24 protein-coding genes and 1 riboswitch are annotated in these 22,345 nt (G+C 66.6%); of the genes, 14 read left to right on the forward strand and 10 right to left on the reverse strand.

Annotated elements, in window-relative coordinates:
- Positions 1-5 precede the first annotated feature (5 nt).
- Both ACFOYU_RS25480 and ACFOYU_RS25485 read left to right on the forward strand, forming a co-directional pair.
- Complete coding sequence (locus ACFOYU_RS25480) at positions 6-488, forward strand: ATP F0F1 synthase subunit B (protein ID WP_226740180.1); 483 nt, start codon at positions 6-8, stop codon at positions 486-488.
- A gap of 66 nt (positions 489-554) precedes the next feature.
- A complete protein-coding gene (locus ACFOYU_RS25485) occupies positions 555-1,202 on the forward strand; it encodes an HAD family hydrolase (protein ID WP_377035698.1) in 648 nt (215 codons plus the stop codon).
- A 2-nt stretch (positions 1,203-1,204) separates the two neighbouring features.
- Here ACFOYU_RS25485 and ACFOYU_RS25490 read toward each other — a convergent pair whose 3' ends face one another.
- From ACFOYU_RS25490 to gcvT, 6 genes are all read right to left on the reverse strand, one after another.
- Positions 1,205-3,232 carry an acyltransferase family protein gene (locus ACFOYU_RS25490; protein ID WP_377035699.1) on the reverse strand — a complete coding sequence of 676 codons (2,028 nt, stop codon included), beginning with the start codon at positions 3,230-3,232 and terminating at the stop codon, positions 1,205-1,207.
- Between the two features lie 379 nt (positions 3,233-3,611).
- Positions 3,612-5,258 (reverse strand): aminomethyl-transferring glycine dehydrogenase subunit GcvPB, encoded by a 1,647-nt coding sequence (gcvPB, locus tag ACFOYU_RS25495; protein WP_377035700.1) that lies wholly within the window; start codon positions 5,256-5,258, stop codon positions 3,612-3,614.
- The gene (gene gcvPA, locus ACFOYU_RS25500) at positions 5,258-6,598 is read right to left on the reverse strand and encodes an aminomethyl-transferring glycine dehydrogenase subunit GcvPA (protein WP_377035701.1); all 1,341 of its coding nucleotides are present in this window, start codon (positions 6,596-6,598) and stop codon (positions 5,258-5,260) included. The genes gcvPB and gcvPA overlap by 1 nt, the downstream gene beginning before the upstream one ends.
- A 20-nt stretch (positions 6,599-6,618) precedes the next feature.
- Positions 6,619-7,092: an OsmC family protein gene (locus ACFOYU_RS25505; RefSeq protein WP_377035702.1), complete on the reverse strand. Its 474-nt coding sequence runs from the start codon at positions 7,090-7,092 to the stop codon at positions 6,619-6,621.
- Positions 7,093-7,106: 14 nt separating this feature from the next.
- Entirely contained in the window at positions 7,107-7,478 is a 372-nt protein-coding gene (gene gcvH, locus ACFOYU_RS25510; protein ID WP_226739578.1) for a glycine cleavage system protein GcvH, read from the reverse strand.
- A 19-nt stretch (positions 7,479-7,497) separates the two neighbouring features.
- On the reverse strand, positions 7,498-8,646 hold the full coding sequence (gene gcvT, locus ACFOYU_RS25515) for a glycine cleavage system aminomethyltransferase GcvT (RefSeq protein WP_377035703.1): 1,149 nt from the start codon (positions 8,644-8,646) through the stop codon (positions 7,498-7,500).
- A gap of 156 nt (positions 8,647-8,802) precedes the next feature.
- Positions 8,803-8,895: riboswitch (glycine riboswitch) on the reverse strand.
- A 169-nt stretch (positions 8,896-9,064) separates the two neighbouring features.
- Here gcvT and ACFOYU_RS25520 point away from each other — a divergent pair.
- On the forward strand, positions 9,065-10,372 hold the full coding sequence (locus tag ACFOYU_RS25520) for a hemolysin family protein (RefSeq protein WP_377035704.1): 1,308 nt from the start codon (positions 9,065-9,067) through the stop codon (positions 10,370-10,372).
- Between the two features lie 64 nt (positions 10,373-10,436).
- Here ACFOYU_RS25520 and ACFOYU_RS25525 read toward each other — a convergent pair whose 3' ends face one another.
- Together ACFOYU_RS25525 and ACFOYU_RS25530 are read right to left on the reverse strand one after the other, a co-directional pair.
- Positions 10,437-10,994, reverse strand: a complete 558-nt coding sequence (locus ACFOYU_RS25525; RefSeq protein WP_226739584.1) for a hypothetical protein — start codon at positions 10,992-10,994, stop codon at positions 10,437-10,439.
- A gap of 33 nt (positions 10,995-11,027) precedes the next feature.
- Positions 11,028-11,540, reverse strand: a complete 513-nt coding sequence (locus ACFOYU_RS25530; protein ID WP_226739586.1) for an invasion associated locus B family protein — start codon at positions 11,538-11,540, stop codon at positions 11,028-11,030.
- 308 nt (positions 11,541-11,848) lie between these two features.
- Here ACFOYU_RS25530 and coxB point away from each other — a divergent pair, with 308 nt between their 5' ends.
- The 8 genes from coxB to ACFOYU_RS25570 all read left to right on the forward strand — a co-directional run bounded on the left by coxB (position 11,849) and on the right by ACFOYU_RS25570 (position 18,394).
- Positions 11,849-12,706 carry a cytochrome c oxidase subunit II gene (coxB, locus tag ACFOYU_RS25535; RefSeq protein WP_377035705.1) on the forward strand — a complete coding sequence of 286 codons (858 nt, stop codon included), beginning with the start codon at positions 11,849-11,851 and terminating at the stop codon, positions 12,704-12,706.
- A gap of 31 nt (positions 12,707-12,737) precedes the next feature.
- Complete coding sequence (gene ctaD / locus ACFOYU_RS25540) at positions 12,738-14,354, forward strand: cytochrome c oxidase subunit I (RefSeq protein WP_226739590.1); 1,617 nt, start codon at positions 12,738-12,740, stop codon at positions 14,352-14,354.
- 128 nt (positions 14,355-14,482) lie between these two features.
- The gene (locus ACFOYU_RS25545) at positions 14,483-15,439 is read left to right on the forward strand and encodes a heme o synthase (protein WP_377035706.1); all 957 of its coding nucleotides are present in this window, start codon (positions 14,483-14,485) and stop codon (positions 15,437-15,439) included.
- A gap of 4 nt (positions 15,440-15,443) precedes the next feature.
- Positions 15,444-15,605 carry a hypothetical protein gene (locus ACFOYU_RS25550; protein WP_226739594.1) on the forward strand — a complete coding sequence of 54 codons (162 nt, stop codon included), beginning with the start codon at positions 15,444-15,446 and terminating at the stop codon, positions 15,603-15,605.
- A gap of 9 nt (positions 15,606-15,614) precedes the next feature.
- Entirely contained in the window at positions 15,615-16,205 is a 591-nt protein-coding gene (locus ACFOYU_RS25555) for a cytochrome c oxidase assembly protein (RefSeq protein WP_226739596.1), read from the forward strand.
- 68 nt (positions 16,206-16,273) lie between these two features.
- Complete coding sequence (locus ACFOYU_RS25560) at positions 16,274-17,131, forward strand: cytochrome c oxidase subunit 3 (RefSeq protein ID WP_226739598.1); 858 nt, start codon at positions 16,274-16,276, stop codon at positions 17,129-17,131.
- Positions 17,132-17,258: 127 nt separating this feature from the next.
- A complete protein-coding gene (locus ACFOYU_RS25565) occupies positions 17,259-17,630 on the forward strand; it encodes a DUF983 domain-containing protein (protein WP_226739600.1) in 372 nt (123 codons plus the stop codon).
- Complete coding sequence (locus tag ACFOYU_RS25570) at positions 17,627-18,394, forward strand: SURF1 family protein (RefSeq protein ID WP_377035707.1); 768 nt, start codon at positions 17,627-17,629, stop codon at positions 18,392-18,394. Before ACFOYU_RS25565 ends, ACFOYU_RS25570 begins: the two co-directional genes overlap by 4 nt.
- Here ACFOYU_RS25570 and ACFOYU_RS25575 read toward each other — a convergent pair.
- Positions 18,377-18,604, reverse strand: a complete 228-nt coding sequence (locus tag ACFOYU_RS25575) for a hypothetical protein (RefSeq protein ID WP_377035708.1) — start codon at positions 18,602-18,604, stop codon at positions 18,377-18,379. The two genes, ACFOYU_RS25570 and ACFOYU_RS25575, sit on opposite strands and share 18 nt — an antisense overlap.
- Positions 18,565-18,726: a hypothetical protein gene (locus tag ACFOYU_RS25580; protein WP_377035709.1), complete on the reverse strand. Its 162-nt coding sequence runs from the start codon at positions 18,724-18,726 to the stop codon at positions 18,565-18,567. Before ACFOYU_RS25580 ends, ACFOYU_RS25575 begins: the two co-directional genes overlap by 40 nt.
- A gap of 229 nt (positions 18,727-18,955) precedes the next feature.
- Between ACFOYU_RS25580 and ACFOYU_RS25585 the strand changes: the two genes are divergently transcribed.
- The 3 genes from ACFOYU_RS25585 to ACFOYU_RS25595 all read left to right on the forward strand — a co-directional run bounded on the left by ACFOYU_RS25585 (position 18,956) and on the right by ACFOYU_RS25595 (position 22,253).
- Entirely contained in the window at positions 18,956-19,483 is a 528-nt protein-coding gene (locus ACFOYU_RS25585; protein ID WP_377035710.1) for a GNAT family N-acetyltransferase, read from the forward strand.
- Between the two features lie 74 nt (positions 19,484-19,557).
- Positions 19,558-20,973, forward strand: a complete 1,416-nt coding sequence (gene thrC, locus ACFOYU_RS25590; protein WP_377035711.1) for a threonine synthase — start codon at positions 19,558-19,560, stop codon at positions 20,971-20,973.
- Entirely contained in the window at positions 20,970-22,253 is a 1,284-nt protein-coding gene (locus ACFOYU_RS25595) for a M16 family metallopeptidase (protein ID WP_377035712.1), read from the forward strand. Before thrC ends, ACFOYU_RS25595 begins: the two co-directional genes overlap by 4 nt.
- Positions 22,254-22,345: the final 92 nt, after the last annotated feature.

The following is a 22,345-nucleotide window of genomic DNA, read 5'->3' on the forward strand; positions in this document are numbered from 1 at the left end:
TCATGCTGGCCAATCCCACCTTCTGGGTCTTCGTCGCCCTCGTCATCTTCATCGGCCTCCTCGTCTATTACGGGGTGCCGAAGAACCTGATGAACACCCTCGACAAGCGCTCCGTGCGCATTGCCGACGAGCTCAACGAGGCCAAGCGCCTGCGCCAGGACGCCGAGAACCTCCTGCGGGAGTACGAGGCCAAGCGCGCCGCCGCCGAACGCGAGGCCGCCGAGATCGTCTCCTCCGCCCGCGAGGAGGCCGAGCGCCTCGCCCGCGAGGCCCAGGAGAAGATGGCGGACTTCATCCGCCGCCGCACCGCCTCCGCCGAGGCGAAGATCGCCCAGGCCGAGAGCCAGGCGTCAGCCGAGGTTCGCGCCGCCGCCGTCGATGCCGCCGTCAGGGCTTCCGAGCAGGTCCTGCGCCAGCAGATCACCGGCAACACGGCCGCCTCGATCCTCACTCAAAGCCTCGGCGACGTGCGTCGCAAGCTGCAGTAAGCGGCTCGCACGATCCAAGCATCCAAGGCCGCCTATCGGGGCGGCCTTTTTCGTTGGGAGACATCCATGCTGCTGATCTTCGATTGCGACGGGGTTCTGGTCGATTCCGAGCCCTTGAGCTGCCGCGTCGATGCCGAGGTCCTGACCGGGCTCGGCATTCCCTACACGGCGGACGAGATCGCAGGGGCGTTCGTCGGCGTCAGCCAGAAAGACATGATCGCCCGGATCGAGGCCGAGCGCGGCTGCCGCCTGCCGGAGGATCTGGCAGAGCGAATCAACCGGGCATTGTTTGCCCGGTTCGAAACCGATCTGAAGCCGATCCCGTGTGTGCGAGACGCCATCCTCGCCCTGCCCTATCCGCGCTGCGTCGCCTCCTCGTCCGTGCCGGAGCGAATCGCCCTCTCCTTGCGCGTTACGGGCCTGGCGGACCTCTTCGCGCACGTCTTCAGCGCCGTGGAGGTTCCGCGCGGCAAGCCCGCGCCCGATCTCTTCCTGCACGCGGCCTCACGGATGGGCTACCAGCCTGCCGAATGCCTCGTCGTCGAGGATTCCCTCGCAGGCGTCCAGGCCGCCCGCGCCGCCGGCATGCGCGTCATCGGCTTCACCGGCGGCGGACATTGCGGGCCAGAGCACGGGGCGCGATTGCAGCAAGCCGGCGCAACGGTCGTCGTGGGGCGGATGGCGGACTTGTCCACGTCTTTCGAGCGCATCTAAGCTCAAGAATCCTGGTCGAGATCCGGTTGGAGTTTGGAGAAGAGATCGGGCCTGACTTGCCTCAGCCGCCCCCCGAGCACAGGAGCCAGACTCTGCGCGTAAGTGGCGGTCATGTGATCTCCATCCCGGTGGATGATGAAGTTGCCCGTCACAGGCGGACACATGGTCTTGCTGCAGAACTGATCCGTCAGATCGACGAAGTCCACATGCGCAGGCTTCGATTGTAGCCTCGACACCGGGTCGATCTCATCCATGACCTCCGCGCGCGGACGACCGCAATCGATCCCCTCCGAAGGAGCTCCATCCAAACACTGAGGCACGTGAATGGTCAGCCATGGAGTGTCTCGGAGCCCTATGATCGAGATCCCCTTGTCGGTCAGGCGCAACCACTGCCTCATATAATCGTGAGGGATGTATTCCTTCGAATACGCAACCGCTTCTGGTGAATCGTCAAGTGATTTGAAGGGGCCTCGGTTCGGCCGCGTCGAAATCGTGAGGACAGCATCGGGCCTGAGTTCCAGAAGGCGGTGAATCACGTCCTCGTTCCAAAGCTTGCAGGACTCATTGACCCTCGTATCGAGCGTCAAAGGGCACCCGTTCTTCGTCATAACGACGATGCGCCATCGATTCTGCCCGGCCAGTGGCTCTAGAGCGGGGAGCCATTGTACGGCGTGGGAACTCCCGACGAGAGCGATCGTCTTGAGAGGCTCCAGGGCAGTTCCATAGCTGCATTCGATCAGCTTTGCTCTGTTCGATGTCTGGTGGCATCGCTCCCGCTGTGCTCTTGGCCTATCACGACTCGCCGTCGTCAAGGGCGGTTGAAGTCGAACATTGCGGTATTTCGATACGGAGGACCAAGCCACCTCCGTTGTAGTGCCCTCGAGGGTGACGCTCCACACGGTTGCCGCCACAAGAACTGGCACAGCCATTGCCGCACCCATCGCATGGATGTGCCATGCTCGCCTTCTGCCGAAGGAGGAGCGCTGGATCGGCTGCTCGATCCAGCGGTTGGCGCCGTAGGCGCCGCACAGGGCCATGGCGATCACCAGCAGACCCGGCAGGACGCCGAGTTCCGTCCGGCCGGTCACGATCATCGTGAAGATCAGCACCGGCCAGTGCCAGAGATAGAACGAGAACGAGATCTCCCCCAGCGCCACGAGGGGCCTGGCCGCCAGCAGCCGGTCGGCCCCCAGGCGCCGTCCGCTGCCGCCGCCGATCAGCACCAGCGCCGCCCCCAGCGTCGGCCACAGCGCCACATAGCCGGGATAGGCCGCCGAGGCCGGAATGACGAAGCCGCAGCCGACCACCGCCAGAAGCCCGACCCACCCCGCCGCCAGGCGCAGCCCCGAGGGGAGCGCAAGACGCGGCAGGGCGACGGCCAGAATGCCCCCGAGGGCGAACTCCCATACCCGCGCCAGGGTGTTGAAGTAGGCGGGCGACGGATCGCGGTGGGTCTCGATCACCGAGTAGATCAGGGAGGCCAGGAACACCCCTGCCAGAACGGCAAGATGAACGCCCCAGGCCGCGCGCAGCCGTCGCGCCAGAAAGGCCGCCGCCAGGAGCAGGAACGGCCAGACGGCATAGAACTGCACCTGCACCGACAGGGCCCAGAACTGCTGCACGGGGCTGGGCGCCTCCTCGCGGGCGAGGTAGTCGACCGAGTTCATCATCAGCTTGATGTTCTCGAGATGAAAGGCGCTGTAGAGGACCTCGGACAGGAACCCGTCCTGACGCGTGCGGGGCAGCCAGAAGAGAGCCGCGAGCAGGGTGAGGGCCAGCACCAGATAGGCCAGCGGGGCGATGCGCCGGGCGATGCGGCCCCAGAAGGCGACCACGTCGATGGTGCGGCTTGTCTCGACCTCCCGGTAGAGGGAGCCGGTGATGAGAAAGCCGGAGACGACGAAGAACACGTCCACGCCGCCCGAGACGCGCCCGCCCCAGATGTGGAAGCAGGCCACCAGCAGGGCGCCGATGGTGCGAAGACCCTGGATCTCAGGACGATAGGAGGAGCTGCGGGATACGGAGGTCATCGCGCGCCGCCTTTCCTCGCGGCGCCTAAAGACTGTCTTCCGATCGTGGTCGCTTTGCTCGGTTCTGGCGCGATCATGGGAGTATTCATTCGGGCAGACGCCTTCGTTCTCCGAAGCCGGAGCATCGGAGGTCGGACGACGGTTCGTGCCTGGCTGGTCCGGCGGCGTTTACGCTACGCTATGACGTTCGGTGTATCGCGCAGCCTCTTCCTTGTCTCCTCCCCGAACAGGGAGGGTCAGCCTGCCGCAGGCGTCCGCTTCAGACCGGTGGGACAGCCCTGAAAACAAAAAGACGCCGCCCGGCCGGGCGGCGTCTTTGATCGTCCATCGCGTCTGCACCCCTGTTGCGGCAGGGACGCATCGGAGCGTGGAAGCTGTCCTACTCCGCGGCTTCCGCCATCGGCGCGGGCGGCGTCCACTTGAGCACGGGGGTGCGGGCGGCGCGGGTCTCGTCGAGACGGCGGCGCGGGGCGTGGTAGGGAGCGCCGGTGAAGCGCTCCTTGTCGCCCTTCTTCGCCGCCATGGCGAGGTCGCGCAGGGTCGCGATGAACAGGTCGAGAGAGGATTTCGACTCGGATTCCGTCGGCTCGATCAGCATGGCGCCGTGGACGACCAGCGGGAAGTACATGGTCATCGGGTGATAGCCCTCGTCGATCATCGCCTTGGCGAAATCGAGAGTGGTGACGCCGGTGTCCTTCAGCCAGGTGTCGTCGAACAGCACCTCGTGCATGCAGGGCTTGTCGCCGAAAGGCTGGGAGAACAGGTCGGAGAGCGAGGCGCGGATGTAGTTGGCGTTGAGCACCGCGTCCTCGGACGCCTGCTTCATGCCGTCCGATCCGTGCGAGAGCATGTAGGAGAGCGCCCGCACATACATGCCCATCTGGCCGTGGAACGCCGTCATGCGGCCGAACGGCGTTTCGTCGGCATCCTCGTCGTTCTCGACGAGGGTCAGTTCGCCGTCCTTCACGGTGACGAACGGCACGGGCGCAAACGGCGCCAGACGCTCGGAGAGCACCACCGGGCCCGCGCCCGGGCCCCCGCCGCCATGGGGCGTCGAGAAGGTCTTGTGCAGGTTGATGTGCATGGCGTCGACGCCGAGGTCGCCCGGCTTCGCCTTGCCGACGATGGCGTTGAAGTTGGCGCCGTCGCAGTAGAAATAGGCGCCGGCCTCGTGGATGGCCTTGGCGATCTCCGCCACTTGGTTCTCGAAGAGGCCGCAGGTGTTGGGGTTCGTGAGCATGATCGCCGCCACGTCGGGGCCGAGCCGCTCCTTCACGTCCTCCACATGCACCCAGCCGTCCTCGCGCGCCGGCACCGGCTTCACCACGAAGCCGATGAGGGCGGCGGTGGCCGGGTTTGTGCCGTGGGCGGAATCGGGCACCAGCACCACGTTGCGGGTCTTGCCCTCGCCGCGCGCCTCGATGGCGGCCTTGATGGCCATCATGCCGCAGAGCTCGCCATGGGCGCCGGCCTTCGGCGAGAGCGCCACCGTGGTCATGTTGGTGAGCGTCACCAGATAGCGGCCGAGCTCGTTCATGAGCTCCAGCGCGCCCTTGACGGTCGAGACCGGCTGCAGCGGATGCACGTCCGAGAAGCCCGGCAGGCGGGCCATGCGCTCGTTGAGGCGCGCATTGTGCTTCATGGTGCAGGAGCCGAGCGGGAAGAGGCCCGTGTCGATGCCGTAGTTCATCTGGGACAGGCGCACGTAGTGGCGCATGGCCTCGGGCTCGGAGAGGCCGGGCAGGCCGATCTCGTCCTTGCGCTCGAGCCCGCCGAGGCGCGGCTCGAAATCCTCCGGCTCGTCGAGATCGACGCCGGTCACGTCATGGCGGCCGATCTCGAACAGCAGCGGCTCGATCTGGGCGAGCGCCTTGTTGCCCGTGAAGGTCGGATGACCTCCCGGGGAGCCCGAGCCGAGCTGGTTGGCGTCGCCCTGCAGGCGAGCGGCCTGATCGCCCATGCCGGCGGCCGGATCGGACACGCCGTGGGCCTGCGGAGTGGAGGGACGTCCCTGGCGGTTCAACATCACAGAACCTCCTTCAAGGCGGCGACAAAGGCCGCACGGTCATCATCGGTATTCACTTCGGTGGAGGCGACCAGAAGCAGGTCGTCGAGGCCGGCCTTCGGCAGAAGCCGCGACACGGGCACGCCCGCGAGCACGCCCTTCTCGGCCAGACGCTCCACGACTTCCGCCGCGGGCTTGGACAGCTTCACGGTGAACTCGTTGAAGAACGTCTTGTTGAGAACCTCGACGCCCTTCACGCCTGCCAGCCGGTCGGCGAGCTTCACGGCGTTCGCGTGGTTGATGCGGGCGAGGCGCTTCAGTCCGGCCTGACCCAGCAGCGTCATGTGGATCGTGAAGGCCAGGCAGCACAGGCCCGAATTGGTGCAGATGTTCGACGTGGCCTTGTCGCGGCGGATGTGCTGCTCGCGGGTCGAGAGGGTGAGCACGAAGCCGCGATTACCGTCTGCGTCCACCGTCTCGCCGCAGAGGCGGCCCGGCATCTGGCGGATGTATTTCGACTTGGCGGCGAAGAGGCCCACGTAAGGCCCGCCGAAATTGAGCGCGTTGCCGATGGACTGGCCCTCGCCCACCACGATGTCGGCGCCCATGCTCCCGGGCGACTGCAGCAGCCCGAGCGACACAGCTTCCGTGAACACGGCGATGAGCAGCGCGCCGTGCTGGTGCGCCTTGTCGGCGATGGCCTTCAGGTCGCGCACGTTGCCGAACACGTCCGGTGTCTGCACGACCACGCAGGAGGTGCTGTCGTCGATCTGCGACAGGATGTCCTCGGTGCCGGAAACGTCGGCGGGAAGCGTCACCACCTGGTCGCTCGCCATGTCGGAGAGCGTCTTCACCACGTCCACGTAGTGCGGATGCAGGCCGCCGGAGAGCACGGCCTTGCGGCGCTTGGTGACCCGGTGCGCCATGAGCACCGCCTCGCCTGTGCCGGTGGAGCCGTCGTACATGGAGGCGTTCGCCACATCCATGCCGGTCAGCGCCGCCACCTGGGTCTGGAACTCGAACAGGTATTGCAGCGTGCCCTGCGCGATTTCCGGCTGGTACGGGGTGTAGCTCGTCAGGAACTCGGAGCGCTGGATCAGGTGATCCACGGTCGCGGGAACATGGTGCTTGTACGCGCCCGCGCCCACGAAGAACGGCACCGAGGAGGCGGAGACGTTCCTGGCCGCCACGCGGGAGAGGATCCGCTCGACCTCCAGTTCGCCCTTGCGGCGGGGAAGGTCCACCGGCTCCTTGAGCAGCATGTTTTTCGGGATGTCGGCGAAGAGATCGTCGACCGACTTGACGCCGATGCGGGCGAGCATTTCGCCGCGATCGGTGTCCGAGAGGGGAAGATAACGCATCGGTGCAAAACCTTAGGGGTTCAATGCGAGGGAAGGCCCGCCACCTCGACTTCCGTCAGGACGGAATTCGCGATGAAGCATTCCTGGTGAGCCAAGTGGTGCATGTCGGCGATCTGCTCAGGGCTGGGCCGCTTCTCGCCGGAGAATTCGATTGTCGGATCGAGGGTCACTTTCGAGATGAAGAGCTTGCCCTTGTCGTTCTTGGTCATGACGCCGAGCGCATGATCCTCGTAGGAATCGACCACGAACCGCTTCTTCGCCGCGATGGATAGGAAGGTGAGCATGTGGCAGCTCGACACCGCCGCCACGAAGGCTTCTTCCGGATCGATCGCGTCCTCGCGGGAGAGAGGCAATGGCACCACGGAGGGCGAGGCCGAGGCCGGCACGGCGACGCCGCCGTCGAAGGTCCAGAGATGGCCGCGGCTGTAGCGGTTGTCGGAGAAGGTCTCCCCGTTGCGCGCCCAGCTGACCGTCGCCCTGTATTCGTGTGCCATTGCGTTTTCCCGCCTTAGAGGGACTTCACGAAGTCCTGGTACTGCTCCTCGGTCAGGAGACCGTCGAGCTCGCCCTGATTGGTGAGGCGGATCTTCAGGAACCAGCCGCGGCCGGTCGGATCCTCGTTGACGGTGCCGGGGGAGGCCTCCAGGTCGCTGTTGACCTCCACCACTTCGCCGGAGACGGGGGCGTAGACTTCGCTCGCCGCCTTCACGCTCTCCACGACGGCGGCCTCGTCGCCCTTGTTCACGGTCTTGCCGACGCTCGGCAGCTCCACGAACACCACGTCGCCGAGCTGGGACTGGGCGTAGTCGGTGATGCCGACGATGCCGGCATCGCCTTCGATGCGGATGTATTCGTGATCCTTGGTGTAGCGCGTGGTCATGGTTGTCCCCTTCTGGTCTTCAGCGCTTGTAGCGGTGTGGTGCGAACGGCATGGCCGCGACCTTGGCCGGGATCGGCTTGCCGCGGACGATGAGGTGGAGGTCGGTGCCGACGGCCGACACGTCCTTCGAGACGTAGCCCATGGCCACGGGTCCGTTGACGGTGGGGCCGAAGCCGCCGGAGGTCACGATGCCGACCTCGCGGCCGTCGGGCGTCGCGATCACGGCGCCCTCGCGGGCCGGTGCCCGCCCCTCGGGCTTGAGGCCCACGCGGACGCGGGACGCGCCGTCCTTGATCTCGCGCTGGACGCGCTCGGCCCCCGGGAAGCCCCCCTCCTCGCGGCGGCGCTTCTGGATCGACCAGATCAGGCCGGCCTCGATGGGCGAGGTGGTGGTGTCGATATCGTGGCCGTAGAGGCACAGACCCGCTTCGAGGCGAAGGGAGTCGCGGGCGCCGAGGCCGATGGGCTTGACCTCGGGATTCGCCAGGAAGGCGCGCCACAGGCCGGGCGCGTCGTTGCCGTGGCAGGAGATCTCGAAACCGTCCTCGCCGGTGTAGCCGGACCGGGAGATGTGGCACCAGATGCCGTCGATCTGCACGTCAGTGGACATCATGAAGGCGAGTTCGGCCGCCTGCGGCGCCTTCGCGGCCATGACGGCGGCCGCGGACGGTCCCTGCAGGGCCATGAGCCCGAGGTCGTCCTTGCGCTTCAGGTTCACCCCGGCCGGAAGCCGGGCCTCGATATGGGCGTAGTCCTGCTCCTTCATGGAGGCGTTCACCACCAGATACAGCCAGCCCTCGTGGCCGGGGGCGCCCACGCGGGTGACCATCAGGTCGTCGAGGATGCCGCCGTCGTCGGCCAGGAGCTGGGAATAGCGCTGCTGGTTGGGCTTCAGGTTCAGCACGTCGGCCGGGATCAGCGCCTCGAGGGCGCGGGCCACGGTCTCGTGGCTCTTGTCCTCGGCGATCAGGAAAGCCTGGCCCATGTGGGACACGTCGAACAGGCCCGCATGGTCGCGGGTCCAGTTGTGCTCGGTCAGGATGCCGGTGGGGTACTGGACCGGCATGTCGTAGCCCGCGAAGGGCACCATGCGGGCGCCAAGGGCCACATGCTCGGTATGGAGCGGGGTTTTCAGAAGCGGCTCGTCGGCACGGGCTGGCTCGGCCATGGGAATCCCTCAAAAGGCGCATGTTTCACCGGGCCTTTTGGCCCGCTGCTTTGCGCCCCCTCTGTCCCGAGACCTGAGAGATTTCCCCTTGCTCGCGCAAAGGTTACGCCCGTCGGTGGGCGACGTTCTTGAAACGTCGCCGCTTTCCAGAGTGCCAGCTCCCGCGCGGTCCTTTGGCCTGAGCGTTTCCGGGGCGGTTGCGCCTTCGGCGCCGGGCGTGGATAGCCCGGTCTCTTCCGCGGGGATCAGCGGCTGCCTCACCTCTGAAGAGGAATCGTGATCCTGTCAACAAAGCAGGTCGCCGCGGGACGCCTCTCCATGCCTTAATTGACGGCACCGGCGCGAGGCAGCATTTTAGGCCCTGCTTTCACAGAAGGGGAGACTCGCGGCCTGACCGGGTCGGCAGCTCCTGACATCGTTGCTCGAACTGGCCATCGCCTTATTCCTCATCGCCCTCAACGGCATCTTCGCGCTTTCCGAGCTCGCCATCGTCTCCGCCCGCCGCCCCCGCCTCAAGGCCATGGCCGAGCAGGGCCGCACGGGCGCCAACACCGCCCTCGCCCTGATGGAGGATTCCGGGCGCTTCCTGTCCACGGTCCAGATCGGCATCACCCTGGTGGGCATCCTGGCCGGCGCCTTCTCGGGCGCGGCCCTGGGCGGGCGGCTGACGGACATCCTCGAGGCCCGGGGCATGCCCGACGGGGCGGCCGAACCCCTGGGCTACGGCATCGTCATCGGCCTCATCACCTATCTCTCCATCGTGATCGGCGAGCTCGTGCCCAAGCAGCTCGCCCTGCGCAACCCGGAGGGGATCGCCTGCACCGTGGCGCCCCTGATGCTGGTCGTCTCCAGGATCGCGGCTCCCGCCGTGTGGCTCCTCAACGCCTCGACCCGCCTCATCTTCAGCCTGTTCGGCCCGTCGTCGGACGGGGACAACACGGTCACGGAAGAGGAGATCAAGATGCTCGTCGGCGAGGCCGAGAGCGCGGGCGTCATCGAGGAGGAGGAGCGGCGCATGATCTCGGGCGTGCTCCGCCTCGGTGACCGGACGGTGCGCGGCCTCATGACGCCGCGCACGGACGTGGACTGGATCGACCTCGACGACGACGAGGAGGCGGTCCGTGCGCTTCTGGTCGAAACCCCGCATTCCCGGCTTCCTGTTACGGAAGGCACCTCCGACAACGTGATCGGCGTCGTTCAGTCGCGGGAGCTCCTGGCCTCGCTTCTGACAGATCGGGCCCTGGACGTGCGCGCCCATCTGCAGCAGGCGCCTGTCATCCCGGACACGCTCCATGCCCTGGATGCCCTCTCGATCCTGCGCGACTCGCCCGTACCCATGGCCCTGGTCCACGACGAGTACGGGCATTTCGAGGGAATCGTGACCCCGGCGGACGCGCTGGAGGCCATCGTCGGCGCCTTCCGGTCGGACGGCGAGGCGCCCGAACCCCATGCCGTCAGGCGCGAGGACGGCTCCTGGCTGCTCGCGGGCTCCATGCCGGTCGACGAGATGGCCGACATCCTGTCGGTGACGCTGCCCGAGAGCCGCTCCTACCACACGGTCGGCGGTCTGGTGATCAGCGAGATCCAGCACCTGCCCGAGACGGGCGAGCACGTGGACGCCCTGGGCTGGCGCTTCGAGGTGGTGGACCTGGACGGGCGGCGCATCGACAAGGTGCTCGCCACGTCCCTCACCCAGAGGGCGGGCGCGGCCGCTCCCCTGCCGTGACGATGCGCTGAATCCTGAAGAGCGGAGCGTCGGAACCCGACGCTCCGGGACCGAAGCCCGGCGCTTACCCGCGGGCTCCACTGCCGAGGCCGACCTCGATTTCGAAGCTGTTGGCGTCTGCAGGCGAAACTACGATGCCCTCCTCGATCACCGAGAAGGTCGTCTGCGTGTCGCCGGCCGGAACGGAGGCGGCCACGCGACGCGACCGGTTGGCGATGATCTTCGAGCCGTTCTTGACCGCGATCCGAACCGGCACGTCGTAGCGTCCGGGCGAGCCGCCGGGCCCGAGCAGGACGCGGCCTTCGACGCCGATCTTCACGATGGTCGTCCCGTTGGGCTGCCCGATGCATTCCCGGGCGAGATTTCCCAGAGAGATCTGGCTGCGGAGGCTGTCCCCGCCGGCCACGGACCGGAGAGCCGCCCCGCCCTCGGAAATCTCCACCGGCGGGCAGTAGACGTCCTCGATCTGGGCCTGGACCGGAGGCGGCACCGTCGGCCCCGCGAAGGTCAGCATGTTGCTGAAGGTCGAGCCGCCTTCGCCGGGCGCGCCGCAGCCGGCCAGGGCCGACAGGCCCAGCAGCGCCACGGCCCATCCGGCCTTCCTGCCAAGTTCACCGCTCATGAGATCCCCCTCTGTCGTCCTTTTCGCCCGCCCTTACGGCAAGGCGTCGTAGCCCGCCCCGAACCCGTTCAGGGACACGGGAATGCCGATGCCCTCCTCGGGCGTCTGGAACACGATGAAGGTCGCCGTCTGTCCGGACTTCATCTGGTTGATGAGGTTCTCGTCCATGACGACCTCCGCCACGCAGCCCGTGGCGAGACAGCGCACGAAGCCGGCCCGGCCGATATCCGTCTCGTCGATCTTGAGGCCCAGCCCGGAGGGCAGGAGAATACCCAAGGGAGCCACCACGCGCAGGAGGCGGCTGCTCCCGTCGGCGGTTTTCAACACAATAATGACGAGGGTGATGTTGGGGCGGTCCTCCGCCACCACGTTCTGCACCAGGGCGCACTGCTCGGCCGTTGCGCCCGCCGGGGTCTCGCAGCGCATCTGCCAGTCGCCGAACGTATTCTTGACCATGCCTTGAGCATGGGCGCCGCCCGCCGCCGACAGTGCCAGCAGCCCGAGGAACGCGGCCGCTCCGCGGCGAACCCATCGTGACACGCTCATGAGGCCTCTCCGTCCTTGAGCCCGACGCAGGGGAACCCGCCGAGCCGTTCATCATGTTCGGCCGTTGGGACCATGGCAGGGGCCGCGATGTCAAGCGAGAGGGCATGATCGGGCAGCGGAATCCGCCGTTTGGCGGATATGACGCACAAATTGCGTCGCTTGGCCCGTTGCGCTTGCGCCCATCCTGTGGTCATAGACGCAGATCAAAAGGTGATGGCGCAGGCTGAGCACCGCATTTTGCGCGCCCGCGCCTTCCCCGACGCTTTCGTGGCCCATCGGCCATCTTATCTAGGAGCTTTGGAACACCGATGCGGATCGAGACCTCAGGACTTCGATCGGTGACCGCCCTCTTTGGAGCGGCGGTCGCACTTGTGTTGGGCATAAGTGAGGCAGTCGCCGGCACCGGTGCACCCACCCCCTGGGAAACCGGGATGCAGGGCATGGTGACCGAGCTCGGACAGAACGTGTCCGACTTCCACACCTATCTCGTGTGGCTGATCACGGCCATCTGCCTCTTCGTGCTGGCCCTCATCGTCATCATCGTCGTCCGCTTCAACGAGAACCGGAACACGGTTCCCTCCCGAACCACCCACAACACCCTCCTCGAAGTGGCCTGGACCATCGTTCCGGTGCTGATCCTGGTCGCCATCGCGATCCCCTCCTTCCGCCTCCTGCGCCAGCAGCTCATCATCCCGCCGGCCGACATCGTGGTGAAGGCCACGGGCTATTCCTGGTACTGGGGCTACGAGTATCCGGAGGACCAGGGCGGCGGCTTCAAGTTCGACTCGAACATGGCCGAGGAGAAGGATCTCAAGCCCGACCAGCCCCGCCTGCTGGGCGTCGACAACGCCATGGTGGTTCCGGTCGGCAAGAACGTGAGGGTCCAGGTGACTGCCGCGGACGTGATCCACGCCTTCGCTCTTCCGTCCTTCGGCGTGAAGGTCGACGCCATTCCGGGCCGGCTGAACGAGACCTGGTTCAGGGCCGAGAAGGAAGGCGTCTATTACGGCCAGTGCTCGGAACTCTGCGGCAACGGCCATCCCTATATGCCGATCGAAATCCGCGTCGTGAGCGAGCAGCAATACGCCGCCTGGCTGGCGGAGGCGAAGCAGAAGTTCGCCTCGACGGGCGCTCCGGCGCCGGTCAAGTTCGCCACCGCTCAGTAATTTCAGGACAAAGGACCACAGAGGTCTCATCATGGCACATGCAGTTGATGCCGCTCACGCGGATCACCACGATCATCCGTCCTTCTGGCGCCGGTGGTTCTATTCCACCAACCACAAGGATATCGGCACTCTCTACCTCATCTTCGGCTTCACGGCGGGCATCATTGGCGGCCTGCTCTCCATCGGCATGCGCCTGGAGCTCCAGGAGCCGGGCCTGCAGTATTTCGCCAATCCGCAGACCTACAACGTCTTCGTGACCGGCCACGGCCTCATCATGGTGTTCTTCCTGGTGATGCCCACCCTCATCGGCGGCTTCGGCAACTGGTTCGTGCCGCTGATGATCGGCGCGCCGGACATGGCCTTCCCGCGGATGAACAACATCTCGTTCTGGCTCACCGTCTCGGCCTTCGCGCTGCTGCTGTGCTCCCTCTTCGTCGAGGGCGCCCCGGGCTCGCTCGGCTTCGGCGGCGGCTGGACCGTGTATCCGCCCCTTTCGACCGCAGGCCACCCCGGCCCGGCGCTCGATTTCGGCATCCTGTCGCTCCACCTTGCGGGCGCGGCCTCGATCCTGGGCGCGATCAACTTCATCACCACCATCCTCAACATGCGCGCTCCGGGCATGACGCTGCACAAGATGCCGCTCTTCGCCTGGTCGATGCTGGTGACCGCCTTCCTGCTGCTCCTGTCGCTTCCGGTGCTCGCCGGCGCGATCACGATGCTGCTGACGGACCGTAACTTCGGCACGACGTTCTTCGATCCGTCGGGCGGCGGCGATCCGGTCCTCTACCAGCACCTGTTCTGGTTCTTCGGCCACCCCGAAGTGTACATCATGATCCTGCCGGCCTTCGGCATCGTGTCCCACATCATCTCCACCTTCTCCAAGAAGCCGATCTTCGGCTATCTCGGCATGGCCTACGCCATGGTGGCGATCGGCGTGGTCGGCTTCGTCGTGTGGGCGCACCACATGTTCACGGTCGGCCTGTCGCTCCAGACCCAGGCCTACTTCGTGTTCGCCACGATGGTGATCGCGGTGCCCACGGGCGTGAAGGTCTTCTCCTGGATCGCGACCATGTGGGGCGGCTCGATCAAGTTCAACGCGGCCATGCAGTGGGCGGTGGGCTTCGTGTTCCTGTTCACCGTGGGCGGCGTCACCGGCGTCGTTCTGGCGAACGCCCCCGTCGACCGCTACATGCACGACACCTACTACGTGGTGGCGCACTTCCACTACGTGCTGTCGCTCGGCGCCGTGTTCGTGATCTTCGCGGGCGTCTACTACTGGTTCCCGAAGATCACCGGCTACATGCTGCCCGACTGGATCGGCCGGCTGCACTTCTGGATCTCGTTCATCGGGGCCAACGTGCTGTTCTTCCCGATGCACTTCCTGGGCCTCTCCGGCATGCCGCGCCGCTATGCGGATTACCCGGATGCCTTCGCCGGCTGGAACCTGGTTTCGTCCATCGGCGCCTACATCTTCTTCCTGGGCTTGTTCGTCTTCATCTTCGGCGTCGTCTACGCGCTCGTCCGCAAGGAGAAGGCTGCCGGCAACCCGTGGGGCGAAGGCGCCACGACCCTGGAATGGACGCTGCCCTCGCCGCCTCCGTTCCACCAGTTCGAGACCCTGCCTCGCATCGTCGAGACGGGCCACTAAGATCGAGGGCCGGGCGGCATCATGCCGCCCGCTCCTCCCCCGAGGGCTTGCTATATAAAGCCCTTCGGCGAGGAGTTGGCTATCGGAAGGCTTCGGGCCTTGCCCCTGCGTTTCAAGAGTTGACCGTGATGACCACCGCATCAAACAGCCTGACCGACAACGCTACCGAGAGCCTCGCCACCGCGGGCGTCTCCCAGGGCGACGTGTCGGACTTCTTCGCCCTGCTCAAGCCGCGGGTGATGTTTCTGGTCGTGTTCACGGCGCTCGTGGGCATGGTCGTCGTCCATCCGGACGTTCATCCCGTCGTGGCCTTCGCGTCGCTTCTGATGATCGCGGTCGGCGGCGGCGCCTCGGGCTGCCTCAACATGTGGTGGGACGCGGATATCGACGCGGTCATGACCCGCACCCGCAAGCGGCCCATCCCGGCCGGCAAGATCCAACCGGGCGAGGCTCTGGCCTTCGGCCTGACCCTGTCCGCCGGCTCGGTGATCGTGCTCGGCCTGGTCAGCAACTGGCTCGCGGCGGGACTGCTCGCCTTCACGATCTTCTTCTACGTCGTCGTCTATTCCATGTGGCTGAAGCGCTCCACGCCGCAGAACATCGTCATCGGCGGCGCGGCGGGCGCGCTCCCTCCGGTGGTGGCCCAGGCTGCCGTGGCCGGCCATGTGGGCTGGGAGAGCATCATTCTCTTCGCCATCATCTTCATCTGGACGCCGCCCCATTTCTGGGCCCTGGCGCTGGTGAAATCCGGCGACTACGAGCGGGCGGGCATTCCGATGATGCCCAACGTGGCCGGACCCGATTCCACCCGCCGGCAGATCCTGGCCTATACGCTCCTGCTGGCGCCCCTGGGCCTTGCTCCCGTCGCCTTCGGCTTCGGCGGCCTGGCCTATGCGATCATCGGCACGGTTGGCGGCGTCGGCATGCTGGCCCTGGCCTTCCAGGTCTACCGCCTGCGTCAGGGCGAGGCGGCCATGCGCGTCGCCCAGCAGCTCTTCGGCTTTTCCATTCTCTATCTCTTCCTGCTCTTCGCGACCCTTCTCGCGGAGCATGGCCTCGGCTTCTTCAGGCCGGTCTTCGGGTGAACCCATGGCTGACAGGCCCCCTCCCCCCCGCCTGACCCCCGAGGAGCAGAAGCGCCGCCGCAAGCGCTCTCTGGCCCTCGCGCTGACGCTCGGCGCCCTCGTGGCGCTCTTCTATGTCGTGACGATCGTGAAGATCGGGCCGCAGATCCTGCAGCGGCCCATGTGAGGCGATGCCATGTCCGAACAGCTCCAGCTTCAACGGAAGATGCGCCGCACGGCCTTAGCCTGCCTGGGCGTCGCCTTCGGCATGGTCGGGCTCGCCTACGCCTCCGTGCCTCTCTACGACCTCTTCTGTAAGGTGACCGGCTTCGGCGGCACTCCCGTCGTGCGCGCCGACAACACCTCGGCCGTCGCGGACCGGACGATCGCCGTGCGCTTCGACGCCAATGTCTCCCCCGGCCTGAACTGGCGCTTCGCCCCCGAGACCCCCGAGGTCAAGGTCAAGCTCGGCGAGACCACGACGGTCTACTACAAGGTCACGAATACCGGCGACAAGCCGAGCACCGGCATCGCCACCTACAACGTCCAGCCGGACCTCGCGGGCACCTATTTCTCGAAGCTGGAATGCTTCTGCTTCACCGAGCAGACGCTGCAGCCGGGCGAGACCATCGAGTCGGCGGTCGTGTTCTACATCGATCCGCGACTGGTCCAGGACCGGGACATCAAGGATCTCAGCTCCATCACGCTTTCCTACACCTACTTCCCCTCCAAGGGGGGGCAGCCGGTGGCGGAGGTCGCGACATCACCGAAACCCATCGTTCAATAATGCACGTGACAAGCTAGACGGAAACGTCTTAAAGCGAGCACACCTTCGAGGCACGGAGACGACACGAAATGGCCGAGGCCCACGCCAAGAACCACGACTACCACATTATCGACCCGAGCCCGTGGCCGCTCATCGGTTCGGTCAGCGCCTTCCTGATGGCGTCCGGCTTCGTCACGTGGTGGAAGGACATCGCCATCGCGGGGATGGACATCGGCGCCTACATCTTCGGCGCGGGCATCATCGGCGTGATCTACACCATGATCAGCTGGTGGAGCGACGTGGTCCGCGAGGCCAATACGGGCGCCCATACCCGGGTGGTCCAGCTGCACCACCGCTACGGCATGATCATGTTCATCGCCTCCGAGGTGATGTTCTTCGTGGCGTGGTTCTGGGCCTATTTCGACGCCGCCCTCTATCCGAACGACCCGATGCAGTACGCCCGCGTCGAGGCGCTCGGCGGCGTGTGGCCGCCCCGCGGCATCGAAACCTTCGATCCGTGGCACCTGCCGCTCCTGAACACCCTGATCCTGCTCACCTCGGGCACGACGGTCACCTGGGCGCACCATGCCCTGCTCGAGAACGACCGCAAGGGCCTCAAGGCCGGCCTCTGGCTGACGGTCCTCCTCGGCATCGTGTTCTCGTTCGTGCAGGCCTACGAGTACAGCCACGCCACCTTCGGGTTCTCGGGCAACATCTACGGCGCCACCTTCTTCATGGCGACGGGCTTCCACGGCGCCCACGTGATCATCGGCACGATCTTCCTGGCGGTGTGCCTGCTGCGCGCCTATCGCGGCGACTTCACGCCGAAGCAGCATCTCGGCTTCGAGTTCGCGGCCTGGTACTGGCACTTCGTCGACGTGGTCTGGCTCTTCCTCTTCGCCGCCATCTACGTGTGGGGCTTCGGCGGAACCGGCGCGGGTCACTAAGGCCGCTCCGGCAGCAGACGAGAGACGGGGGGCGGCTTCGGGCCGCCCTTCGCTTTTCAGGGCTGCGGCACCATCTGTCAGGCATTCGCTTCCCGGACCGGGAGGCTCTTCAGGAAGGTTAGAAATCGTGGCCCAGGATCCTTCGGCCCCTTCCCCCATCGCCACCGGCCTCAAAGGGCTTTGCCCCCGCTGCGGCAAGGGACATCTGTTCAAGGGCTTCCTGTCGGTGCGCCCCTCCTGCGAGGTCTGCGGCCTCGATTTCGCCTTCGCCGATTCGGGCGACGGTCCGGCCTTCTTCGTCATGTCCATCGTGGGCATCGTGGTGGTGGCGCTGGCACTGTGGGTCGAGTTCGCCTACGAGCCGCCGATCTGGCTCCACCTGGTCATGTGGTTCGCCCTCAGCGGCATCCTGAGCCTCCTGCTGGTGCGGCCTTCCAAGGGCATCCTCATCGCCCTGCAATATCACCACAAGGCCGAGGAAGGGCGCATTCAGAAGTGACCAGCCCTGCCGCCCCCCGAAGCGCGCGCTCCCTGATCCTCCCGGGCATCGCGGCCCTCGTCGCCTTCGCGATTCTGATCGGCCTCGGCACCTGGCAGCTCCAGCGCAAGGCCTGGAAGGAAAGCCTGATCGCCCAGATCGAGGCCCGCTCCCATGGAGAGCCCGGCGCCATCGTTCCCCCGTCCGACTGGAGCACCTGGCGCGCGCAGGACGACGAGTTCCGGCGGGTTCGGGTGACGGGCACCTTCCTGCACCGGTTCGAGGCGCCGGTCTACGGCCTCGCGCCCGCCCAGCGGGGCGCACCGGTCCAGGGCTATTACCTGATGACGCCGCTCCGGCTGCAGGACGGCGCCATCGTCATGGTCAATCGCGGCTTCGTCCCGACCGAGCTTCGCGATCCCGCCACGCGCCCCCAGAGCCAGCCCGAGGGAGAGGTGACCGTCACCGGCCTCGTGCGCGCGCCCGAGGAGCGCAACCCCTTCACCCCGGAGGACGACCCGGCGGGCAATCGCTGGTTCGCCCGCGACCCGGCCTCCATCGCCCGGGCGCATGGCCTGGAGCAGGTCGCGCCCTTCTACGTGGAGGCCGACGCCACCCCCAATCCCGGCGAGTGGCCTAAGGGCGGGCAGATCCGCCTCGAGCTCCCCAACAACCATCTCCAATACGCCGTCACCTGGTACGGGATCGCGCTCACCCTCGTCGGCGTCTTCATCGCCTTTGCCTGGCAGCGCCTCAGGCCCCCGGGCTCAGGCGAGCTGAAATAGGACGAAGAAGCCGAAACCCAGGATGATCAGCCCGGCGCTGACCACCTTGGCGACGAACAGCCCCTTGAGGAGCCGTTGCGCCTCGGCGCGGCGCTCCGCCCTCTCGGCCCGACTCATGCTCTCCTGCGCCCTGAGCTGCTGGGCATAGAGCGAGGTCGTCATGTAGTTGCTCACCGCGCCGTCCTTCTCCAGCTCGATGCGCTGGGCCATGACGCCGATGACGAGACCGAGAACCCCAGCCCCAGAAAGCCTGCGAGCAGGAACGCGCCGAGGGCGACGCCGGCCAGCACGGCCACCAGGAACGGCAGCAGAACCCAATCGATTCGTGTCATTCGCATCGGCTCACCTCGGATGGTCGGCGGCAGCTTGGCTTCAGGACCGAAAGCCTATACCATGTGGCCCATGTTCGCCCTTATGACCGCAACCCATCTCATGACGCGCCTGGCAGGGCGTGCGGGATCGGCTTTGCGCATCTGAGAGCGTGAACATTCCCCCAAGCCCTGCGGAGTCGAGCAGGGCTTGAAGCTTCCGTTCGCCTCCGCCTTTTCCCAGGAGAGCGACATGGACCAGCCCCCTCCCCCTGCCGAACCGCCCAGCCCCGATTCCATCGTGATCAGGGCCACCCGCCCCGGCGACAGCGATCAGATCGCCGCGCTTTCGTGCCTGCCCGGCTACCGGTTCGGCACGCTGCGCCTGCCGCACCAGACGCCCGAGGAGACCCGGGAATGGATTGAAAACCGGCCCCCCGGCGATATCGGCCTCGTGGCCGTGCATGAGGATCGCATCGTCGGCAATGGCGGCCTCAGCCGCTTTCAGGGCAGGCGCGCCCACGCCGCAGGGATCGGCATGGGGGTCCACGACGATTGGTGCGGCCGCGGCATCGGCACGAAGCTCCTGCGGGAACTGCTGAGCATCGCCGACAACTGGCTCGACCTGAGGCGGATCGAGCTCACGGTCTATGTGGACAACGTCCCGGCCATCGCCCTCTACGAGCGCTGCGGCTTCGTGATCGAGGGCACGCACCGCGCCTATGCGTTCCGAGACGGCGCCTATGTGGATGCCTATGCCATGGGGAGGGTAAAACCATGAGCCCTGCGGCCCCATGCAGCTTGCCGTCGCCCGCCGCGGCTCCTAATGTCCGGCCAAATTTCAGGAGATCGACCGTGCTCCACGTCTCGACCCGGGGGGAAGCCCCGGCGCTCGGCTTTTCCGATGCCCTTCTGGCCGGCCTCGCCCGGGACGGCGGCCTCTACATGCCGCAATCCTGGCCGAGCCTTTCGGCCGACACGATCCGGGGCTTTGCCGGCCAGCCCTATGCGGAGGTGGCCAAGGCGGTCCTGAACCCGCTCGTGGACGGCGACATCCCGAAGGCCGATCTCGACCGCATGATCGAGGAGGCCTACGCCACCTTCCGTCACGCGGCGGTGTGCCCGCTCAACCAGATCGGCGACAACCTCTTCGCGCTCGAGCTCTTCCACGGCCCGACCCTCGCCTTCAAGGACGTGGCGATGCAGCTCCTCGGCCGCCTCATGGACCATGTCCTGAAGGCCCGCGGCGCCCGCGCCACCATCGTGGGCGCCACCTCGGGCGATACGGGAAGCGCGGCGGTCGAAGCCTTCAAGGGGCTGGAACAGGTCGACATCTTCATTCTCTACCCGCATGGCCGCGTCTCCGACGTGCAGCGGCGGCAGATGACGACCGTCGCCTCGCCCAACGTCCACGCGCTTGCGGTAGAGGGCACCTTCGACGACTGCCAGTCCATGGTGAAGGGCATGTTCAACCATGCCCGCTTCCGCGACGAGCTTCAGCTGTCCGGCGTGAACTCCATCAACTGGGCCCGCGTCGCCGCACAGGCGGTCTATTACTTCACCGCCGCCGTGAGCCTCGGCGCACCCCATCGTCCGGTTTCCTTCTCGGTCCCGACGGGTAATTTCGGCGACATTCTCGCCGGCTGGGTCGCCAAGCGCATGGGCCTGCCCATCGAGCGCCTGATGATCGGCACCAACGCCAACGACATCCTGGCCCGCACGCTTCAGTCCGGCGCCTACGAGATCAAGGGCGTGCAGCCCACCGCCTCGCCCTCCATGGACATCCAGATCTCGTCCAATTTCGAGCGGCTGCTGTTCGAGGCCTACGGCCGCGACGCGGGCGCGATCCGGCGCCTGATGGCGAACCTTTTCCAGTCCAAGGCCTTCCTGGTCGATGCGGAGCCCCTCGCCCGCATCCGCGAGGAGTTCTCGGCCCTGGCCGTGGACGAGTCCGCGGTTGCGGCGGAGATGGCAGAAACCTACAAGTCCACGGATTACGTGCTCGATCCGCACACGGCGGTCGGGACCCGCGCCGGCCGCGCGCTGCTGCGGGACCGGCCCGACATTCCCGTCGTCGCCCTTTCCACGGCGCATCCGGCCAAGTTCCCCGATGCGGTCGAGCGCGCCACCGGCATCCGCCCCGCCCTCCCGCCGCACATGGCGGATCTCATGGAGCGGAAGGAGAGCTTCACGGTGCTTCCCAACGATCAGGGTGCGGTCGAGCGTTTCATCCGCGAACGCGCCCGAGCCGTCAAAGGCGTTGCCGCATGAATCATCACTTCGTCCGCGAGAAGCGGATCGACATTACCCAGCTCGCCAACGGCCTGACCATCGCCACCGAGCGGATGCCCGAGATCGCGACCGCGACCCTCGGCATCTGGGTCGGCACCGGCTCGCGTCACGAGATGGCGCACGAGCACGGCCTGTCGCATCTGATCGAGCATATGGCGTTCAAGGGGACGACCCGCCGTTCGGCCCGCCAGATCGCGGAGGACATCGAGAACGTGGGCGGCGACATCAACGCCGCCACCAGCGTCGAATATACCAGCTACACCGCGCGGGTGCTGGGCGAGAACGTCGATGTGGCCCTCGACGTGCTCGGCGACATCCTCATCAACTCGGTCTTCGATTCCCTGGAGCTCGCCCGCGAGAAGGGCGTCATCCTGCAGGAATACGCCGCCGTCGAGGATACGCCGGACGACCTCGTCTACGACGCCTTCATGGAAACGGCCTATGCCGGGCAGCCCCTCGGCCGCCCGATCCTCGGCACGCCGGACACGATCAAGAGCTTCGACGAGGAGACCATCCGCACCTTCCTGGCGCGGGAATACGCGCCGGGCAAGATGGTGCTGGCGGCCGCCGGCAACGTGGACCACGCCCGCATCGTCGAGGCGGCGGAGCGCCTGTTCGGCGCCATGCCGGCCGTCGAGGTCCGAGAGCCCGAAGCCGGTCATTATTCGGGCGGCGAGCGGCGCATTTCGCGCAAGCTCGAACAGGCCAACATCGTTCTCGGGCTGCCCGGCCTGTCCTTCAAGGATCCCGGCTATTACGCCGCCCATCTCTTCGCCCACATCCTCGGCGGCGGCCTGACCTCGCGCCTCTGGCACGAGGTACGGGAGAGCCGGGGGCTCGCCTATTCCATCGATTCCTTCCACTGGCCCTTCTCCGATACCGGCCTCTTCGGCATCGGAGCCGGAACCGCGGGATCGGACGTGGCCGAGCTCATGACCGTCACCCTCGACACCATGCGCCAGGCGACGCAGGACATCAGCGACATCGAGATGACCCGCGCCAAGGCGCAGATGAAGGTGGCGCTCCTGACCGCACTGGAGACTCCCGGCGGGCGCATCGAGCGCATCGCGCGCCAGCTCCTCTCGTGGGGTCGCGTGGTGCCGAGCGACGAGATCGTGCTGAAGGTCGACGCCCTGACGGCGGACCATGTCCGCCAGGCGGGACAGCGCCTGCTGCAGGGCGCCCCGACCGTCGCGGCAATCGGCCCCATCAGGCGCCTGCCCTCCCTGGAGCGCATCGCCGCGGGTCTCCGCGGCTGACGCTTTTCGGCCGCGCAGCCTTCCCCAAGGTCACGCTTGCCGCTCCTCAATCCCGCCGCAAAGTGGCCCCATGGCCGCTGGCACAAACCCAC

Source organism: Microvirga sp. GCM10011540, from assembly GCF_042650665.1.
Lineage (GTDB): Bacteria > Pseudomonadota > Alphaproteobacteria > Rhizobiales > Beijerinckiaceae > Microvirga > Microvirga lenta.

Coding starts and splice junctions, on each gene's coding strand:
- ACFOYU_RS25575 (WP_377035708.1), bottom strand. CDS start 18,604: ATGGCCCAGCGCATCGAGCTGGAGAAGGACGGCGCGGTGAGCAACTAC.
- coxB (WP_377035705.1), top strand. CDS start 11,849: ATGCGGATCGAGACCTCAGGACTTCGATCGGTGACCGCCCTCTTTGGA.
- ACFOYU_RS25580 (WP_377035709.1), bottom strand. CDS start 18,726: ATGACACGAATCGATTGGGTTCTGCTGCCGTTCCTGGTGGCCGTGCTG.
- ACFOYU_RS25545 (WP_377035706.1), top strand. CDS start 14,483: ATGACCACCGCATCAAACAGCCTGACCGACAACGCTACCGAGAGCCTC.
- ACFOYU_RS25585 (WP_377035710.1), top strand. CDS start 18,956: ATGGACCAGCCCCCTCCCCCTGCCGAACCGCCCAGCCCCGATTCCATC.
- ACFOYU_RS25485 (WP_377035698.1), top strand. CDS start 555: ATGCTGCTGATCTTCGATTGCGACGGGGTTCTGGTCGATTCCGAGCCC.
- ACFOYU_RS25505 (WP_377035702.1), bottom strand. CDS start 7,092: ATGGCACACGAATACAGGGCGACGGTCAGCTGGGCGCGCAACGGGGAG.
- gcvPB (WP_377035700.1), bottom strand. CDS start 5,258: ATGTTGAACCGCCAGGGACGTCCCTCCACTCCGCAGGCCCACGGCGTG.
- ACFOYU_RS25560 (WP_226739598.1), top strand. CDS start 16,274: ATGGCCGAGGCCCACGCCAAGAACCACGACTACCACATTATCGACCCG.
- gcvT (WP_377035703.1), bottom strand. CDS start 8,646: ATGGCCGAGCCAGCCCGTGCCGACGAGCCGCTTCTGAAAACCCCGCTC.
- ACFOYU_RS25490 (WP_377035699.1), bottom strand. CDS start 3,232: ATGACCTCCGTATCCCGCAGCTCCTCCTATCGTCCTGAGATCCAGGGT.
- ACFOYU_RS25595 (WP_377035712.1), top strand. CDS start 20,970: ATGAATCATCACTTCGTCCGCGAGAAGCGGATCGACATTACCCAGCTC.
- ACFOYU_RS25550 (WP_226739594.1), top strand. CDS start 15,444: ATGGCTGACAGGCCCCCTCCCCCCCGCCTGACCCCCGAGGAGCAGAAG.
- gcvH (WP_226739578.1), bottom strand. CDS start 7,478: ATGACCACGCGCTACACCAAGGATCACGAATACATCCGCATCGAAGGC.
- ctaD (WP_226739590.1), top strand. CDS start 12,738: ATGGCACATGCAGTTGATGCCGCTCACGCGGATCACCACGATCATCCG.
- ACFOYU_RS25530 (WP_226739586.1), bottom strand. CDS start 11,540: ATGAGCGTGTCACGATGGGTTCGCCGCGGAGCGGCCGCGTTCCTCGGG.
- gcvPA (WP_377035701.1), bottom strand. CDS start 6,598: ATGCGTTATCTTCCCCTCTCGGACACCGATCGCGGCGAAATGCTCGCC.
- ACFOYU_RS25525 (WP_226739584.1), bottom strand. CDS start 10,994: ATGAGCGGTGAACTTGGCAGGAAGGCCGGATGGGCCGTGGCGCTGCTG.
- ACFOYU_RS25555 (WP_226739596.1), top strand. CDS start 15,615: ATGTCCGAACAGCTCCAGCTTCAACGGAAGATGCGCCGCACGGCCTTA.